The following is an 18,822-nucleotide window of genomic DNA, read 5'->3' as shown; positions in this document are numbered from 1 at the left end:
TGGGAGAGTTGAACGAAAAAATCAAGAGAAAAGCTCACGTAAAGCAAAGCTTTTCTCTTGATTTTTTAGAAAGAGGAGGCACTGTCCACGATTTTGTGTAAATAGAAAACTAGAGGATTCGAGTTTTATACTTGAATCCTGTTTTCAAATATAGTTATAAATTGATTAAAAATCAATGCCCAATTCCAAATAGGTTGATACCATTTCTTTTCTATTTCTGTAATAGCCAGATACACAGACTTTTTCAAGGCATCATCATTTGGGAATGATAGCTTGTTTTTGGTGTACTTTCTAATTTTTCCGTTCAGATTCTCAATGAGATTCGTTGTATATATGATCTTTCTAATTTCAACCGGGAAGTCAAAGAATACGGTGAGTTCTTCCCAATTATTTCTCCATGAGCGTATCGCATATGGATATTTAGTCCCCCATTTTTGCTCAAAGTTCTCCAACTCCATCTTTGCGGCTTCTTTAGTAGGTGCATTATAGATATTCTTTAAATCAGAAGTAAACTCCTTTTTTTCTTTCCAGACCACATACCGACAGGAGTTTCTTATTTGATGCACTACGCATATTTGAGTGGTAGATGTTGGAAACACACTCTTGATAGTTTCTGTAAATCCATTCAGATTATCAGTAACCGTAATCAGTATATCTTCTACACCACGAGCTTTGAGATCCGTTAAAACGCCCATCCAGAAGGCAGCGCTCTCATTTTTACCAACCCACATACCCAATACCTCTTTCAGGCCTTCCTTATTTAGACCTACACATAAATAAACGGTCTTGTTGATGACCTTACCATTTTCCCTGACTTTAAATACGATACCATCCATCCAGACAATCATATATAAGCTCTCCAAAGGACGATTCTGCCACTCTGAAGCAGCCTGGCTGACTTTATTGGTAATAATAGAGATAGCGGAGGTGGAAAGATTGATACCGTATATTTCTTGCATTTCTGACTCAATGTCAGATACGCTCATGCCTTTGGCATAAAGAGAGATTACAAGACGTTCAATAGACAAGCCACGGGATTGATGCTTAGGGACTACAACTGGCTCAAATTCACTTTTTCTATCACGGGGGACCTGAATAACAGATTCTCCCATCTCTGTTTGAATCTGCTTCTTATAACTACCATTGCGGGAGTTGCCACTATGATCGCCTTGATTGGAGTGTTTCTCATAACCTAAGTGGTTATCAAGTTCAGCTTCCAACATTTGCTCATAGACACGAGTATGAAGCTCTTTCATGAAAGCGGTAACATCTTCACCTGTCTTAAACTGAGACAGGAACTCTTTACTTAAAAATTCTTTGGGGATGTCCATAAAATCTGCTTTTTTACAAAGTTAATATATAAATAAAAAAAACTACGAGAAGAATCCCGTAGTTTTCTATTTACACAATATTATGGAAAGTCCCAAAGAGGAACATTTACTGAATATCCCAACTTAAACTTCAATTATTTTGTTGTCTTCACTACAAATCCGTAATAGATTTACAAACCTTGTATTTCTTCTGCCGACAGACCTGTTATCTGTGAAATAGTATTAATAGGAATATTCAAAGCCTTCATATTACGTGCTGTTTCTCTTTTTTCTTCCGCACGTCCTTCTGCACGACCTTCTGCACGACCTTCTACACGTCCTTCTACACGTCCTTCTACACGACCTTCCGCGCGACCCTCTGCGCGGCCTTCCGCACGTTCTGTCAATATATTATCTTTCAATATTACAATATTATCCAAATGACGATAATATGCTTCAAGTTCAGTTTTCGTCATTTTATCGAGTTTCAATCGTTCACGAGCCTCCGTCAAACCGGGAGCAGTAGCACTATCTGGTATATCACCTGTATTCAAATAACAAATCCATTCTTCCAACGGACTCTTGGCAACCTGATTAAAGTCATTCACCTTTAATATATAATATTCAGGATAAAGCTGGCTGACAGCATCGACCTTAAACGTCTGTTTCTGAAATGGAGTTAACTCCAGCACATCATTCTGATGAATCCCTCTGAACTCCGTTTTACCATGATATACTATATCCTTTCCATTGCCTAATGAAAAATAGACAATATTAACGCTATACACTTTACGTACTTTATCATAACCTTCTCCACGATTAATGTACTCGGTCACCAATTTAGAAGTACCAAACAACATACGTTGGAAATAAGCATACTCATTGTTATTCTGAACTTCAATCAGAATAAGCTCTCCTTTAGAGTTCTCCGCAAGCATATCAACACGATTATACTTATCAAACTCATCTTCTTGATTTCCTTCACTTTCCAACAATTTCTGAATGACAATCTTTTCATTGAGAAGAGTAGTCAGAAAGCCTTCAAGAACTGCAAAATTGGCTTTATTACGCAATAAGCGTTTCATAGCCCAATCGAAACGAATATAATTACTGGCCATAGGTTCGTCTCCTTTCCCGTTTTCTTTTTTCATGCAAACAAAGGTAAGCAGAAAATGTTTAATATCAAGTATATATATCCGATAAAATGACTCATCCTACCTTTATATAGACTACCGATCGTCCCGCTCCATACTTTTTTAAAATCCCTTTTTCAATAAATGCATTAATATCCTGCAATGCCTGTGTTTTTGTCTTTCCAACAAGTAAGGCATAATCTTGCCGATTAATACATGGATTCTTTTCCAAGAATTTATTTAATCGCTGCAAGCACTTCTCTTCTGCTAATGGATTCTTCACACGAAAAGGCGAATGATAACGTTGTAATACCAATTCAGTCTCAATATCCTTCTTAAACTGACGGTTGATTCTCAAATTAATATCTTTAAGAGATACTGACGGTGAACGCAAGTCTTTTGAATCAGTCACTTCTTTGTTCACATTCAAAGAAAGAGTAAAATAACCAATATCACCCAATTCAACAGAAAATCCCTTCAAAAGCAAATGTCTTAGTTCTTTCGAGATAGCTTCTATGACACCTACCACTTGCGCATGAGGCATATGCTGAAATGCAGTCACTTGTTCTACAAATTCTTCGGCTGTATAACTACCCTTCAGTACGACACGTGCATGCAAAGGTTGTTCTTCCCCACTTTTTGTGAGATCGGGAGTCTCATAAAGATCATAATTTACACTCATTATTTATTAGTATTTCATTAGGAAAGATTAAACTCCACTTCCCTATATATTAATTATTTATCATGCTATTGAATTTTCGTTCGACTTAAGTCAAGCGATAGTTTTAGTTAAGTCAAGCGATAGTTCAACTTAAGTCAAACGAAAACCAACTTACTAATGAGACAAATGTACGTAGAATATAGAGAAACTAACCTATACCAATTGATATTTTATTTCCTGCAATAAAATGTAAATCTTAAGATTTTATTAAATTCTCCTTATAATATAAGGTAGGGAGAATCTTTTTTTTTACTTTTGTCCCCGAATATTGTGGTACAAGCCATTATAAAAGAAAGAATTATGCAGAAAAACCTTGTCATTGTCGAGTCTCCGGCAAAAGCAAAAACGATTGAAAAGTTTCTGGGGAAAGATTTCAAAGTCCTTTCTAGTTACGGACACATACGCGATCTGAAGAAAAAAGATTTCAGTATCGACGTAAATAATGATTTTGAACCCAGCTACGAAATCCCGGCAGACAAAAAGGCGCTGGTTAGCACACTAAAGACAGAAGCTAAAGAGGCAGAAACCGTATGGCTCGCATCCGATGAGGACCGCGAGGGAGAGGCAATTGCCTGGCATCTGTATGAGGTCTTAAAACTAAAACCGGAAAACACAAAACGAATCGTATTTCATGAAATTACGAAGAGCGCTATCTTAAAAGCTATTGAACAACCACGCGACATTGACCTCAACCTCGTAAATGCACAGCAAGCACGACGGATTCTGGACCGTATCGTAGGTTTCGAACTCTCTCCCGTACTTTGGAGAAAAGTGAAACCGGCACTCTCTGCCGGACGTGTTCAGTCTGTTGCCGTCCGTCTGATCGTTGAACGTGAACGTGAAATACATGCCTTCAAAACGGAAGCTGCTTATCGCGTCACTGCCGTATTCCTCGTCCCGGACGCGGATGGAAAGCTGGTGGAAATGAAAGCTGAACTGGCTCGCCGTATCAAAACAAAAAAAGAAGCAAAGGCTTTCCTCGACGCTTGTCAGGGAGCGAGCTTTGCAATCGATGATATTACCACCCGCCCGATCAAGAAAACGCCTCCTGCTCCGTTCACAACGTCTACTTTACAACAGGAAGCCGCACGCAAACTGGGATATACCGTAGCGCAGACCATGATGCTCGCGCAGCGTTTATATGAATCGGGATTCATCACTTACATGCGTACGGACTCTGTCAACCTCTCGGAATTTGCAACGGCTGGCAGTAAAGACGCTATCATCAAAATGATGGGCGACCGCTACGTACATCCCCGCCATTTCGAGACCAAGACCAAGGGTGCACAAGAAGCTCACGAGGCCATCCGCCCTACTTATATAGAGAACCAATCCGTTGAAGGAACAGCACAAGAAAAGAAACTGTATGACTTGATCTGGAAACGCACCATTGCTTCACAAATGGCAGATGCGGAACTGGAAAAGACAACTGCTACCATAACGATAAGTGGCAGCAGCGACGTATTTACAGCTATCGGTGAGGTGATTAAGTTCGACGGTTTCCTGCGTGTGTACCGTGAATCTTATGATGACGACAACGAACAGGAAGATGAAAGCCACCTGCTTCCTCCTTTGAAGAAAGGCCAGAAGTTGGAACATGGCCCTATCATCGCAACCGAACGTTTCACTCAACGCCCTCCACGCTACACGGAAGCAAGTCTTGTACGCAAGTTGGAAGAACTGGGCATCGGCCGCCCGTCTACGTATGCGCCTACTATCTCTACCATCCAACAACGTGAATATGTGGAGAAGGGTAATAAAGACGGAGAAGAACGTCAGTTTAATGTCATGACATTAAAGGATCATCAGATTAAAGACGAAAATCATACTGAAATTACCGGTGCAGAAAAGGCTAAACTACTCCCAACGGATATTGGCACTGTGGTAAATGATTTCCTTACCGAATATTTCCCGGACATTCTGGATTTCAACTTTACCGCCAGCGTAGAAAAGGAATTTGACGAAATTGCAGAAGGAGAAGTAAAGTGGACTTCTATCATGAAGAATTTCTATGATAAGTTCCACCCGTCTGTAGAAAGCACGTTGGCTATCAAGACGGAACATAAAGTAGGCGAACGCATCCTGGGAGAAGACCCGGAGACAGGAAAACCCATTTCGGTTAAGATTGGCCGTTTCGGTCCTGTTGTACAGATTGGTACTGTAGAAGATGAAGAAAAACCACGCTTTGCACAAATGAAGAAGGGCCAGTCCATGGAAACCATTACATTGGAAGAAGCACTGGAATTATTCAAATTACCTCGTACATTGGGCGAATATGAAGGAAAGACAGTCAGTGTCGGTGTAGGCCGTTTCGGTCCGTATATCCTGCATAATAAGGTATATGTATCGCTCCCTAAAGGACTCGACCCGATGGAAGTTACTTTAGAAGAGGCGGAACAACTCATTTTAGACAAACGCCAGAAAGAAGTGGAACGCCACATCAAGAAGTTTGAAGAGGAACCGGAACTCGAGATTCTGAACGGACGCTATGGACCTTATATTACCTATAAAGGTTCCAATTATAAAATTCCCAAAGATATTGTCCCACAGGATTTAACGCTGAAAAGTTGTCTCGACTTAATCAAGCTTCAAGACGAAAAAGGAGCGAATCCAGCACCAAAAAAGAAGTTTTCGAAAAAGAAGTAAGAAAATAAAATAAGAATGATGGCAGATATATAAATCTTTTTATATATTTGCCATTTATTTTACTTATTTTCAAAAACTTATGAAACAAACAATATTTGTAAAAACATTAATGGGTCTATTTTGTGCCCCATTAATATGTGGTTGTGTAGACGACCAGCGTGATTTATTTCAAGAGCCGGAAAAACTTCCCAAAGAAAGCTTTTTTGATTTCAACATGAACCAGAATCTGGCTATAGACATTGACTATGGCTTCAAGGAAGATTATGTGGTTCTTTTTGAAATTTATGATCAAGACCCGATTGAAGTAAATGATAAAGATGGTAGCTGGAAGAAAAAAGACATAGAACCTTTCTACCGTGCCGCCACCAGCAAAAAGGGAACGTTCAATGAAGATGGAATAACTATACGGGCAGATATTTCAGAAGTATGGTTATCATCCGACTATTTAGGTGCAGCATCGCCTATAAAACTCACAATTGGCGAAGACCATCGTATTTCTTTCAACCAAAATGAGTATATTCAATCTCTACTCGCAAAAGCATCAACACCCGTCAGCAGAGGAGTGACAACCAATCAGCATAAATATCAGGATGACTGGATGCTTCTACCCAATGTAGACTGGAACGACAACGGACGTCCCAATAACTTATCTGCAGAAAAAAATATTCCGCCTGCCAGCGTACTTTATAATATAAAAAACGTTTTTAGAAAAACGGACGGAAAAAGCATTCGTGACAACTATCCCGAATTCTTTAACGGAAAAATGATATCAGACATCCCTATCACTAAAGAAACCGAAGTAAGTCTTGTATTTGTCAATAGTACTGCCGCTTGGTACAACACTGTAGGATATTACACTTATCCTACTGGCGAAACACCCACTCTGGAAAATATCCAAAAGGTACTGGCATTTCCAAATGCTTCTCCTGTTTATAAAACAGCCGGAGTGGGTGCTTTAGTTTGTGGCGATGAAGTTAAATTGAAATACTGGAACGAAAAAGAAGGTAAATTTGAAGAAAAATTTCCTGCTGGGATCACCATTGGTTGGTGTCTGCAAGGTATGGGATTCAGAAGCAAGCCTTTAGATGAATACGTTCAAGGTGACCTTGTTCAAGGCATGGGAACCCGATACTCTACTACCATTTTGAACAAAGCGGGAAGTGATGGCATAAAGAGACAAAGAACCGTATCACTGCGAGATACAGAATCCAATCAAATTGTAGCAATAGGATTTGAGGATAATATAGACTTAGATTATTGCGATGCCATTTTCTATATCCATACTTCCGAAAAAAATGCGATTGATGAAGAAGTAGTTCCTCCTTTGCCCGAAGATCCTAAAGTTCCAACTGATGAAGACAACTACACTACTTACTCCGGAATATTGACATTCGAGGACTTATGGCCGGAACAGGGAGATTATGACATGAATGATGTCATGATACGATATAAGAGTAAAGTATATAAATCCATATTGACAAATCGGGTATACAAAATTGTTGATGAATTCACTCCGTTTCACCGAGGAGGTTATTTGATAAACGGCTTTGGCTATCAATTACATAACATCGCTAACAGCGATATTAGTGACGTTTCTATTGAAGGGCCTTCTTATGCCTCCAAATCTCAATATATGCCTGGGAAAACAGAGACCGGCCAATCTCATCCTACAATTTTATTATTTGATAACATGAGGATTTTTGACGGAAAAGAAGAAGCAGACAAAAAGTATACTGTAACAATTCAAGTGAATGATGTAAGCTCAAAAAACGTATTACCACCTTATAATCCGTTTATTTTCGTAGAGTCAGATAAAACCAGAGGTAGAGAAGTGCATTTGGTAAAATATCCCCCTACAGATAAAGCCAATCCATCACTATTAGGCACTGGCAAAGATGTTTCCAGACCTGATGAGGGATTATATTATGTTTCGATAGACTTAATGCCATTTGCTCTCAATATGCCAATTAGCGAATTCCCTATCCCCGAAGAAGGCGTAAGAATAGACGAATCATATCCGAAATTTGCAACATGGGTTAAATCTAATGGAGCACAAGCCAAAGACTGGTACAAATACCCTAAAAAATAACAGTCATCAACAATAATGAAAAGTCAGACTAGGGTTAAACTTAGTCTGACTTTTTCATTTGATCTTAAAACCTTTATCAGGAAATAACATATCAAACACAATCACAAATATAAAAACAGATGTCACCAGGATATTCATTGTCAATAAAGAAATGTGATAAGGCCAGGAAAGCAGTAAAGCTAAAGCAACCACAGCAATAATATGCGATAAAAAGAAGAATACGAATCGGCCTGGTATCCGGATTAAACCGGTTAGTCACCCAAATGGTGTGTTACCACAACATCCAGACAGCAAACCACAAGATGGTTTCTTTCAATAATCCTGCCCAAGTAAGATTATGGAGCAAATAATGTGAAAGCTGCGTGACCGAGAAAACATAGATCAGGTCAAACAGCAGTTCGGAATAAGAGACAGTAGCAGTTTCCGTTTCTCTCTTCCGAAGTAAGGGATGGGGGGGGGGAATAAAACATACGGGATTCCTTTTATATATAAAAGAAACCCCGCAGAAGTATATTTTGTTCAGAGAAAGTCTTACATTCTGGAAGGAACCTCAATACCCAGCAAGTTCATTCCCAAACGAACAACTTTGGCTACATTAGCAGACAGAGCGATACGGAATACTTTCACCGCCTCATTCTCTTCACGCAAAATGCTGAAGTCGTGATAGAATTGATTGTATTCTTTCACTAAATCATAGGTATAATTAGCGATAATAGACGGGCTATAATCTTCACCGGCTTGTTTTACAACAGCCGCAAAGTCAGCCACCATCTGAATCAAGCCTTCTTCTTTTTCGCTCAATTCAATGCCAGCCGGAATCTGTTCAGGAATGACAATACCCGATTCTGCCGCTTTCCGGAGCACCGACTGAATACGTGCATAAGTATATTGGATAAATGGCCCTGTATTACCATTGAAGTCGATAGATTCTTTCGGATTGAACGTCATGTTCTTACGGGCATCCACTTTCAGGATGAAATATTTCAAAGCTCCCAGACCAACGATACGGGCAATATCATCCGCTTCTTCCTGTGTCAAACCATCCAGTTTTCCGAGTTCTTGTGAAGTTTCTTTAGCAGTGGAAATCATTTCTTCCATCAAGTCGTCAGCGTCCACCACAGTACCTTCACGGGACTTCATCTTACCTTCCGGCAGTTCCACCATTCCGTAAGAGAAGTGAACCAGACTCTTACCCCATTCGAAACCAAGCTTATCAAGCAAAATAGAAAGTACCTGGAAGTGATAATTCTGTTCGTTACCCACTACATAAATCATCTTATCAATCGGATAATCAGCAAAACGAAGTTTAGCCGTACCTATATCCTGTGTCATATAGACAGAAGTACCGTCACCACGGAGGAGTAATTTGTGGTCCAGTCCTTCGGCAGTCAGGTCAGCCCATACGGAACCATCCTCTTTTTTGAAGAAAAAGCCTTTTTCCAGTCCTTCCATCACCTTCTCTTTTCCTTCGAGGTAGGTGTTAGATTCATAATATATCTTGTCGAAGCTGACGCCCATCTTTTTATAGGTTTCGTCGAATCCGGCGTATACCCAGTTGTTCATCATTTCCCACAATCCGCGTACTTCCGGATCGCCGGCTTCCCACTTTACCAACATTTCACGGGCTTCCTGCATCAAAGGAGATGCTGCCTCGGCTTTCGCCTTAGCCTCATCGTCACTCATTCCCTGCGCTGTAAATCCAGTCATCAGTTCTGCCAGTTCCGCTTTATAATGTTTGTCGAAAGAGACATAATAATCGCCTACCAAATGGTCGCCTTTCTTTCCGGAAGTTTCCGGAGTTTCGCCGTTTCCATATTTCTTCCATGCCAGCATGGATTTACAGATATGGATACCACGGTCGTTTACGATATTAGTCTTTACTACCTTGTTGCCGTTGGCAGCTACAATGTTAGCCAATGCGTTACCTAAAAGGTTGTTACGCACGTGTCCCAAGTGAAGCGGTTTATTTGTATTCGGAGAAGAATACTCGATCATTACCAACGGAGAAGTTTCGGTAGCTTTTACCAGACCATATTGCTCGTCAGCCTGAATCTCATTGAGCAGTTCAATCCAGGTAGCCGATGCGATAGTCAGGTTCAGGAAACCTTTTATCACATTAAAGGCAGCTACAGCCGGTTCATTGGCTTTCAGATATTCACCGATCTCCTGTGCCGTCTGTTCCGGTCCTTTTCTCGACATCTTCAGAAAAGGGAACACGACCAGTGTCAAATGTCCTTCAAATTCTTTCTTTGTTTTTTGCATTTGCACCATCTTTTCAGGGACTTCCTGACCGTAGAGTGCTTTCAGTCCGCTGATGACGGACACTACAAGTTTATCTTCTATCTTCATAATCAAGTTATTTCTTGCGCGCAAAGATACAAAAAAAGGAGACGCATCGCGTCTCCTCTCCTAATTTCTTTCAACTATCTATCTTATTCAACAGCTGCAGATAATTCAGCACCAGCTTTAAATTTAGCTACTTTCTTAGCAGGAATAGTAATAGTTGCCTTTGTAGAAGGGTTAATACCAGTTCTTTCAGCTCTTTCGCTTACAGAGAAAGTACCAAAACCTACGAGAGATACTTTGTCACCAGCTTTCATAGCATTAGTAACTGAAGTGATGAAAGCATCAAGTGCTTTTTTTGCATCGGCTTTGCTCATTTGAGCTTCAGCAGCCATTGCACTAATAAGATCAGACTTATTCATAATACGTAAAATGATTAATTAATATATATGTTACACAAAAGATTATCCCACAATGGATTGATTCCACAAATATAGCCGAACAAAACAACATATCAAATAAAAACATAAAAAAAACGCAGCAAATTATTGAAAAAGAGCTAATAGGAAGCGTTTTTCATGCTTTAAAACAGAATTTATTCGTACTTTTGCGTCTATTATCTAAATATTCAGAAATTAAAATGATGCCAACTGTAACTAAAAACCTGATAATTATCAATGTACTAGTATTTTTCGGGACAATCGTAGCCCAACGTTACGGCCTGGATTTAACGAATTATCTGGGATTACATTTTTTCCTCGCAAGTGACTTTAATCCGGCACAGCTTATCACTTATATGTTCATGCACGGCGGATTCAGCCACATTTTCTTTAATATGTTTGCAGTTTTCATGTTCGGACCGATTCTCGAACAAACCTGGGGACCCAAACGTTTTCTCTTCTACTATATTCTCTGTGGTATCGGTGCGGGACTTATCCAGGAAGGAGTGCAATATATTCAATATGTGATAGAACTTAGCCAACATACACAAGTGAATTTGATCGGATATGGCGTTATCCCTATGGAGCAATATCTGAACATGATGACCACCGTAGGTGCCTCGGGAGCCGTTTACGCCATTTTGCTGGCATTTGGTATGCTGTTTCCCAACAACCGGTTGTTCATCTTTCCGCTGCCTTTCCCTATCAAAGCGAAGTTCTTCGTGATAGGATATGCCGCAATTGAATTATGGGCAGGGCTTGCCAATAGCGCCGGAGATAATGTCGCTCACTTTGCTCACTTGGGAGGAATGTTATTCGGATTGATCCTGATTTTATATTGGAGAAAAAAAAGCAATAACAATGGGACATATTATAGCTGATTTAAAGGAGACATTCAGAAGAGGAAATATTTTCATCCAACTGATTTATATCAACGTAGGCATCTTTCTGATCGGCACGTTGATTAACGTTTTCCTACGACTTTTTGAGGTAAATACCCCCGATATATTCGGTATATTTGCCTTACCGGCATCCTTTATCGGATTTATTCATCAACCGTGGTCGCTATTTACTTATATGTTTATGCATGCCGGCATCCTGCATATTTTATTCAATATGCTCTGGCTGTATTGGTTCGGAAGTTTGTTTCTCTACTTTTTCTCGGCCAAACATTTAAGAGGACTATATGTATTGGGAGGTATCTGCGGAGGTTTACTGTATATGATCGCCTACAATGTATTTCCTTTATTCAGTTCGCAAGTGGTAGGCTCAACATTGGTAGGAGCGTCGGCTTCCGTATTAGCCATCGTAGCCGCTACGGCTTATCGTGAGCCTAATTACAGGGTGCAACTTTTTCTTTTCGGCGCTATCCGTCTCAAATACCTGGCACTGGTTGTCATCGGAATCGATGTATTATCCATCACTTCAAGTAATGCCGGAGGACATATCGCCCACCTAGGCGGTGCTCTTGCTGGACTTTGGTTTGCTGCCAGCCTAAATAAAGGAACTGATTTGACTTCCTGGATCAACTGGATTCTGGATGGTTTCATCTCCTTGTTTCAGAAGAAAACATGGAAACGGAAACCGAAAATGAAGGTACACTATGGAAACAGTGCCACCGGTCGCGAGAAGGATTATGATTACAATGCCCACAAAAAAGCACAGTCAGATGAAGTGGACCGTATTTTGGAAAAACTAAAAAAATCCGGTTACGACAGTCTGACAACTGAAGAAAAGAAAAGCTTGTTCGACGCAAGCAAAAGATAAAGGAATGGAACATATTGGCAAATTTGTCGCATATCTGATACTTGCTGTCAACGCTCTCTTCGTGGGAACGTTGATATTAAGTGCTTATAGCCCTTACCTTAACCCGAAAATAAACCCACTTGCTTCCAGCTTGGGACTTGCATTTCCGATATTCCTGACGATTAATCTGATTTTTATCGGCTTCTGGGCATTCGTCAACTACCGCTATGCGCTCTTGCCCGCCATCGGTTTTCTGATTTGTATTCCGCAGATACGAACTTATATTCCTTTTAACTCCACCACTAAAACCATACCGGAAGGAAGCATCAAAATCCTATCCTATAACGTAATGAGTTTCAACAATCTGGAGAAGAAAGATGGAAAGAACCCTGTATTATCTTATCTTGTAGATAGCAACGCCGATATTATCTGTCTGCAAGAATATAACACCGCTACCAACAAGAAATACCTGACGGAACAGGATATTAAAAAAGCATTGAAAGCCTATCCTTACCAATCCGTCCACCAACAAGGGAAAGGAGATGTGCAACTTGCCTGTTTCTCCAAGTTCCCCATACTCTCGATACATCCCATCAAATATGAAAGTAATTATAACGGTTCCATGAAATATGTATTGAATGTAAATAACGACACTCTTACATTAATCAACAACCACCTGGAATCCAACAAACTCACCAAAGAAGACAGAGGGATGTATGAGGATATGATTAAAGACCCGAATGCCAAGAAAGTAAAAACCGGACTTAGGCAATTAATCAGAAAACTGGCGGAAGCATCGGCTATCCGGGCTTCACAAGCTGATTCTGTGGCTAAAGCCATTGCAGCATGTAAATATCCGACAACTATCGTATGCGGCGATTTCAACGACGGTTCTATCTCGTATACACATCGCATCCTGACTCAAAAACTAGACGATGCATTCACACAGTCCGGTAAAGGATTGGGCATTTCCTACAATCAGAACAAGTTCTATTTCCGCATAGACAATATCTTGATCAGCCCCAACCTGAAAGCCTACAATTGCACGGTAGACCGGTCTATCAAAGCATCAGACCACTACCCGATCTGGTGCTATATCAGTAAACGATGAGAACTGAAAACTCTAATAAAAAACACTTATGATGATTAAAAAGACACTAACCATTTTAGCAGTAAGTTGTATGATGTACTCCTGTGCTACGAAAACAGAAAGCAATCCTTTCTTTACAGAGTTTCAAACCCAGTACGGTGTTCCTTCTTTCGACAAGATTAAATTGGAGCACTATGAACCCGCCTTCCTGAAAGGGATAGAAGAGCAGAATCAAAACATCGAAGCTATCATCGAAAGTCCGGAAATTCCGACATTTGAAAATACAATTGTAGCTTTGGATAACAGCGCACCTATCTTGGACCGTGTGAGCGCCATTTTCTTCAATATGACAGATGCGGAAACGACTGACTCACTAACCGCACTTTCCATCAAACTGGCACCGGTTCTTTCAGAACATGATGATAATATCTCTCTGAACGAGAAACTGTTTAAGCGCGTGAACGACGTCTATCAAAAGAAGGATTCGCTGAACCTGACATCGGAACAAGAACGTCTGCTGGACAAGACTTATAAAAGATTTGTCCGTTCCGGAGCAAACCTTAATGCCGAAGACCAAACCCGCCTCCGCGAAATCAACAAGGAACTTTCTACACTCGGCATTACTTTCAGCAACAATATACTGAATGAGAATAATGCTTTCAAACTCTTCGTTGACAAAGAAGAAGATCTGGCAGGATTGCCCGAATGGTTCCGCCAAAGCGCCGCTGAAGAAGCAAAAGCAGCCGGACAACCGGGAAAATGGCTATTCACCCTGCATAATGCCAGCCGCCTGCCTTTCCTGCAATATTCAGAAAATCGCCCGCTTCGGGAACAAATATACAAAGCTTACATCAACCGCGGTAACAACAACGACGAAAACGATAACAAGGAAAATATCCGTAAGATCGTTTCTCTCCGCCTGGAAAAAGCTAAATTATTAGGTTTCGACTGCTATGCAAACTTCGTTCTCGACGAAACGATGGCAAAGAACGCCAACAACGTAATGAGCCTTCTAAACAACCTTTGGAGCTATGCACTGCCAAAAGCAAAGGCAGAAGCTACCGAACTTCAAAAATTAATGGATAAGGAAGGCAAAGGAGAAAAACTGGAAGCATGGGATTGGTGGTATTATACCGAAAAACTACGAAAAGAAAAGTACAACCTGTCTGAAGAGGATACAAAACCTTACTTCAAACTGGAGAATGTACGCGATGGTGCTTTCGCCGTAGCCAACAAACTATATGGCATCACCCTGAACAAACTGGAAGGCATCCCTACCTATCATCCGGATGTGGAAGTCTTTGAAGTGAAAGACGCAGACGGTTCGCAACTCGGTATCTTCTACGTCGATTATTTCCCACGCTCCGGAAAAAGCGGTGGCGCATGGATGAGCAACTACCGCGAACAACGCGGAGATACCCGTCCGTTAGTATGCAATGTTTGCAGCTTTACCAAACCGGTAGGCGATACTCCCTCTCTATTAACAATGGATGAAGTAGAAACTTTGTTCCACGAATTTGGGCACGCTCTGCACGGACTGCTGACAAAATGTGAATACAAAGGAACATCAGGCACTAATGTAGTGCGCGATTTTGTAGAACTTCCTTCTCAAATCAATGAACACTGGGCTACTGAACCGGAAGTACTGAAAATGTATGCCAAACATTATCAGACAGGAGAAGTGATACCCGACGAAATCATCGAAAAGATACTGCAACAGAAGACTTTCAATCAGGGCTTCATGACTACCGAATTACTGGCTGCCGCCATCCTCGACATGAACCTGCACACCGTAACAGATGTAAAGAATATAGACATGCTTACATTCGAAAAAGAAGCCATGGACAAGCTCGGTCTCATCCCCGAAATAGCACCGCGTTATCGCGTGACTTACTTCAATCATATCATTGGTGGTTACGCAGCCGGATACTACAGCTACCTATGGGCCAATGTACTGGATAATGATGCTTTTGAAGCCTTTAAAGAACATGGTATCTTTGATAAAAACACCGCCGACCTCTTCCGTCACAACGTATTGGAGAAGGGCGACAGCGAAGACCCGATGGTGCTTTACCGGAATTTCCGTGGAGCGGAACCAAGCTTGGAACCGCTACTGAAAAACAGAGGAATGAAATAATTCAGTAAAAAAGCCCTTAAACATCAAATATTTGAGGGCTTATTACACATGAATGTGAAAAAAAAACTATATTTGCAGCCTTGTATACGGCAAAAAGAACTTGTGTACGACAGAATTTAACTGAAAATTAAATTAAAAAAGTAATCATCATAAATTAAAAGTAAAATGCAAAACAAAGGATTTGTAAAGGTTTTTGCGGTATTACTCACGCTGGTATGCGTGTTCTACCTCTCCTTCTCCTTCGTAACACGCCATTATACCAACAAGGCGAAAGAAATTGCGAACGGCGACCCGAAAGTGGAACAAGACTACCTCGACTCTCTCTCTAACGAGAAAGTAATGCTGTGGAACTGGACACTGAAACAATGTCGTGAGATGGAGATTAGTTTAGGTTTGGACCTGAAGGGTGGTATGAACGTTATCCTCGAAGTTTCCGTACCTGATGTTATCAAAGCATTGGCAGACAACAAGCCTGACGAAGCTTTCAACAACGCATTGGCGACAGCTGCAAAACAGGCTGTCAACAGTCAGGATGATGTTATCACCCTGTTCATCAGAGAATACCACAAAATTGCTCCGGACGCAAAACTTTCCGAACTTTTCGCAACACAACAGTTGAAAGATAAAGTTAACCAGAAATCATCAGATGCAGAAGTTGAAAAAGTGCTGAGAGCAGAAGTAAAAGCTGCTGTTGAAAACTCATTCAACGTTCTTCGTACCCGTATCGACCGTTTTGGTGTCGTTCAACCGAACATCCAAAGTCTGGAAGACAAAATGGGGCGCATCATGGTAGAATTGCCGGGTATTAAAGAGCCGGAACGTGTGAGAAAACTTCTCCAAGGTTCTGCCAATCTGGAGTTCTGGGAAACTTATACAGCTAGAGAAGTTCTTCCTGCCATGCAATCTGCAGACGCCAAATTGCGTGTTATTTTAGCTGAAGGAACAACAGCTGATACAGATACTATTGAAGCAGTCCTTACCGAAGCCACTCCGGTTGAGAAAAAAACTGTAAGTGCTGCCGACAGCCTTGCAGCTGCCCTGAAAGGTGACGTAACTGCTGAAGATAAGTCTGCCGCAAATATGGAAGAAATCAAAAAGCAATATCCTTTACTGTCCATACTTCAGTTGAATTCTAGCGGACAAGGTCCCGTTATTGGTTATGCCAACTACAAAGATACTGCTGACATCAACAAATATCTGGCTATGCCGGAAATCAAAGCTGATCTTCCAAAAGACCTTCGTCTGAAATGGGGTGTTTCTCCTTCTGAATTTGACAAGAAAGGACAGACTTTCGAATTATACGCTATCAAGTCTACCGAACGTAACGGCAAAGCTCCGTTGGAAGGTGACGTAGTAACAGATGCGAAAGATGAATTCGACCAATACAGCAAACCGGCTGTAAGCATGACAATGAACTCTGACGGTGCACGCCGCTGGGCTCAGTTGACTAAGCAGAACATTGGTCGTTCCATTGCTATCGTTCTTGATAACTATGTATATTCTGCCCCGAACGTAAATTCTGAAATCACGGGTGGACGTTCGCAAATTACAGGTCACTTCACACCGGAACAGGCTAAGGACTTAGCTAACGTATTGAAATCAGGTAAGATGCCGGCTCCGGCTCACATCGTACAGGAAGATATCGTTGGTCCGTCACTAGGCCAAGAATCAATCAATGCGGGTATTTTCTCATTCGTTGTAGCCCTGATTCTGTTGATGATTTACATGTGCTCTATGTACGGCTTCATCCCAGGTATGGTTGCTAACTGCGCGTTAATCCTCAACTTCTTCTTCACGCTAGGTATTCTTTCATCCTTCCAGGCTGCGCTGACAATGTCCGGTATAGCCGGTATGGTATTGTCACTTGGTATGGCTGTGGATGCGAACGTACTTATCTATGAACGTACAAAAGAAGAGCTTCGTGCAGGTAAGGGTGTGAAGAAAGCACTTGCCGACGGTTATTCAAATGCATTCTCGGCTATCTTCGACTCTAACTTAACATCTATCATCACAGGTATCATCCTGTTTAACTTTGGTACTGGTCCGATTCGTGGTTTTGCTACGACATTGATTATCGGTATCTTGGTATCCTTCTTTACCGCAGTGTTCATTACTCGTATTGTTTATGAACACTTCATGAACAAAGACAAGTGGTTGAACTTGACATTCACAACCAAGATTTCAAAGAATCTGATGACCAATACACATTTCGATTTTATGGGTACAAACAAAAAGTCCCTTATTATTGTCAGTGCAATCATCGTTGTTTGTATCGGTTCATTTGCCATCCGTGGTTTGAGTCAGAGTATCGACTTCACTGGTGGACGTAACTTTAAGGTACAATTTGAGAATCCTGTAGAACCGGAACAAGTTCGTGAATTGATCTCTAGCAAATTTGGCGACGCCAACGTAAGCGTTATTGCTATCGGTACAGACAAAAAGACCGTACGTATCAGTACAAACTACCGTATCGAAGATGAAGGCAACAATGTAGACTCTGAAATCGAATCATATCTATATGAAACCTTGAAGCCGGTATTGACTCAGAATATCACATTGGAAACTTTCATCGACCGTGACAATCACACAGGTGGTAGTATCGTAAGCTCCCAGAAAGTGGGTCCGAGTATCGCAGATGACATCAAGACAGGCGCTATCTACTCTGTAGTATTGGCATTGCTCGCCATCGGTTTGTATATCTTGCTCCGTTTCCGCAACATTGCTTACAGTATCGGTTCTATCGTAGCTTTGAGTTGCGACACCATTATGATTATCGGTGCCTATTCACTGTTCTGGGGTATCCTGCCATTCTCTCTGGAAATCGACCAGACATTTATTGGTGCTATCCTGACAGCTATCGGTTACTCTATTAATGATAAGGTGGTAATCTTCGACCGTGTACGTGAGTTCTTCGGTTTATATCCGAAACGTGACAAACGAGTATTGTTCAACGACTCTCTGAACACAACGCTGGCTCGTACCATCAATACATCATTAAGTACATTGATCGTATTGCTGTGTATCTTCATCCTTGGTGGTGATTCAATCCGCAGCTTTGCATTCGCAATGATCCTGGGTGTTGTTATCGGTACATTATCTTCATTGTTTATCGCATCTCCGATTGCATACAACATGATGAAGAACAAAAAAGTCGTAGTACCAGCTACGGAAGAATAATAAACTCCACAAATAGAAAAGCCTCTTCCGAACATTCGGTAGAGGCTTTT

General features: G+C 41.0%; 12 protein-coding genes and 1 pseudogene. 7 read left to right on the top strand and 6 right to left on the bottom strand.

From position 1 onward, the window contains the following. Window positions 1-125: 125 nt before the first annotated feature. The 3 genes from KFO40_RS11740 to KFO40_RS11730 form a co-directional block, all read right to left on the bottom strand. Window positions 126-1,331: an IS256 family transposase gene (locus tag KFO40_RS11740; RefSeq protein ID WP_074911582.1), complete on the bottom strand. Its 1,206-nt coding sequence runs from the start codon at window positions 1,329-1,331 to the stop codon at window positions 126-128. A 170-nt stretch (window positions 1,332-1,501) separates the two neighbouring features. Further along, window positions 1,502-2,461: an Rpn family recombination-promoting nuclease/putative transposase gene (locus KFO40_RS11735; protein WP_074910559.1), complete on the bottom strand. Its 960-nt coding sequence runs from the start codon at window positions 2,459-2,461 to the stop codon at window positions 1,502-1,504. Window positions 2,462-2,519: 58 nt separating this feature from the next. Next, window positions 2,520-3,125, bottom strand: a complete 606-nt coding sequence (locus KFO40_RS11730) for a DsbA family protein (protein ID WP_008023230.1) — start codon at window positions 3,123-3,125, stop codon at window positions 2,520-2,522. Window positions 3,126-3,464: 339 nt separating this feature from the next. Between KFO40_RS11730 and topA the strand changes: the two genes are divergently transcribed. Next, on the top strand, window positions 3,465-5,810 hold the full coding sequence (topA, locus tag KFO40_RS11725) for a type I DNA topoisomerase (protein ID WP_049701320.1): 2,346 nt from the start codon (window positions 3,465-3,467) through the stop codon (window positions 5,808-5,810). 79 nt (window positions 5,811-5,889) lie between these two features. Next, window positions 5,890-7,899: an LruC domain-containing protein gene (locus KFO40_RS11720; RefSeq protein ID WP_211146387.1), complete on the top strand. Its 2,010-nt coding sequence runs from the start codon at window positions 5,890-5,892 to the stop codon at window positions 7,897-7,899. 202 nt (window positions 7,900-8,101) lie between these two features. Here the strand turns inward: KFO40_RS11720 and KFO40_RS25880 are convergent. From KFO40_RS25880 to KFO40_RS11705, 3 genes and pseudogenes are all read right to left on the bottom strand, one after another. Beyond that, window positions 8,102-8,362: pseudogene (locus KFO40_RS25880) on the bottom strand (low temperature requirement protein A); the annotation flags it as partial. A gap of 68 nt (window positions 8,363-8,430) precedes the next feature. Next, window positions 8,431-10,248 (bottom strand): arginine--tRNA ligase, encoded by a 1,818-nt coding sequence (gene argS / locus KFO40_RS11710; RefSeq protein WP_211146386.1) that lies wholly within the window; start codon window positions 10,246-10,248, stop codon window positions 8,431-8,433. 83 nt (window positions 10,249-10,331) lie between these two features. Then, window positions 10,332-10,604 (bottom strand): HU family DNA-binding protein, encoded by a 273-nt coding sequence (locus KFO40_RS11705; protein WP_004296482.1) that lies wholly within the window; start codon window positions 10,602-10,604, stop codon window positions 10,332-10,334. 221 nt (window positions 10,605-10,825) lie between these two features. Here KFO40_RS11705 and KFO40_RS11700 point away from each other — a divergent pair, with 221 nt between their 5' ends. From KFO40_RS11700 to secDF, 5 genes are all read left to right on the top strand, one after another. Next, entirely contained in the window at window positions 10,826-11,503 is a 678-nt protein-coding gene (locus KFO40_RS11700; protein ID WP_049701323.1) for a rhomboid family intramembrane serine protease, read from the top strand. Next, the gene (locus KFO40_RS11695; RefSeq protein ID WP_120067288.1) at window positions 11,484-12,389 is read left to right on the top strand and encodes a rhomboid family protein; all 906 of its coding nucleotides are present in this window, start codon (window positions 11,484-11,486) and stop codon (window positions 12,387-12,389) included. Before KFO40_RS11700 ends, KFO40_RS11695 begins: the two co-directional genes overlap by 20 nt. A gap of 4 nt (window positions 12,390-12,393) precedes the next feature. Continuing rightward, the gene (locus KFO40_RS11690) at window positions 12,394-13,479 is read left to right on the top strand and encodes an endonuclease/exonuclease/phosphatase family protein (protein WP_004317192.1); all 1,086 of its coding nucleotides are present in this window, start codon (window positions 12,394-12,396) and stop codon (window positions 13,477-13,479) included. 31 nt (window positions 13,480-13,510) lie between these two features. Continuing rightward, window positions 13,511-15,595: a M3 family metallopeptidase gene (locus KFO40_RS11685; RefSeq protein WP_128859155.1), complete on the top strand. Its 2,085-nt coding sequence runs from the start codon at window positions 13,511-13,513 to the stop codon at window positions 15,593-15,595. A 165-nt stretch (window positions 15,596-15,760) separates the two neighbouring features. Beyond that, window positions 15,761-18,772: a protein translocase subunit SecDF gene (gene secDF, locus KFO40_RS11680; protein WP_004317186.1), complete on the top strand. Its 3,012-nt coding sequence runs from the start codon at window positions 15,761-15,763 to the stop codon at window positions 18,770-18,772. Window positions 18,773-18,822: the final 50 nt, after the last annotated feature.

Origin of the sequence: Bacteroides sp. 1001302B_160321_D4 (assembly GCF_015667765.1) — a bacterium.
Lineage (GTDB): Bacteria > Bacteroidota > Bacteroidia > Bacteroidales > Bacteroidaceae > Bacteroides > Bacteroides xylanisolvens.
The sequence above is the reverse complement of the archived record's forward strand: the minus strand, read 5'-3'. Positions and strand labels throughout refer to the sequence as shown.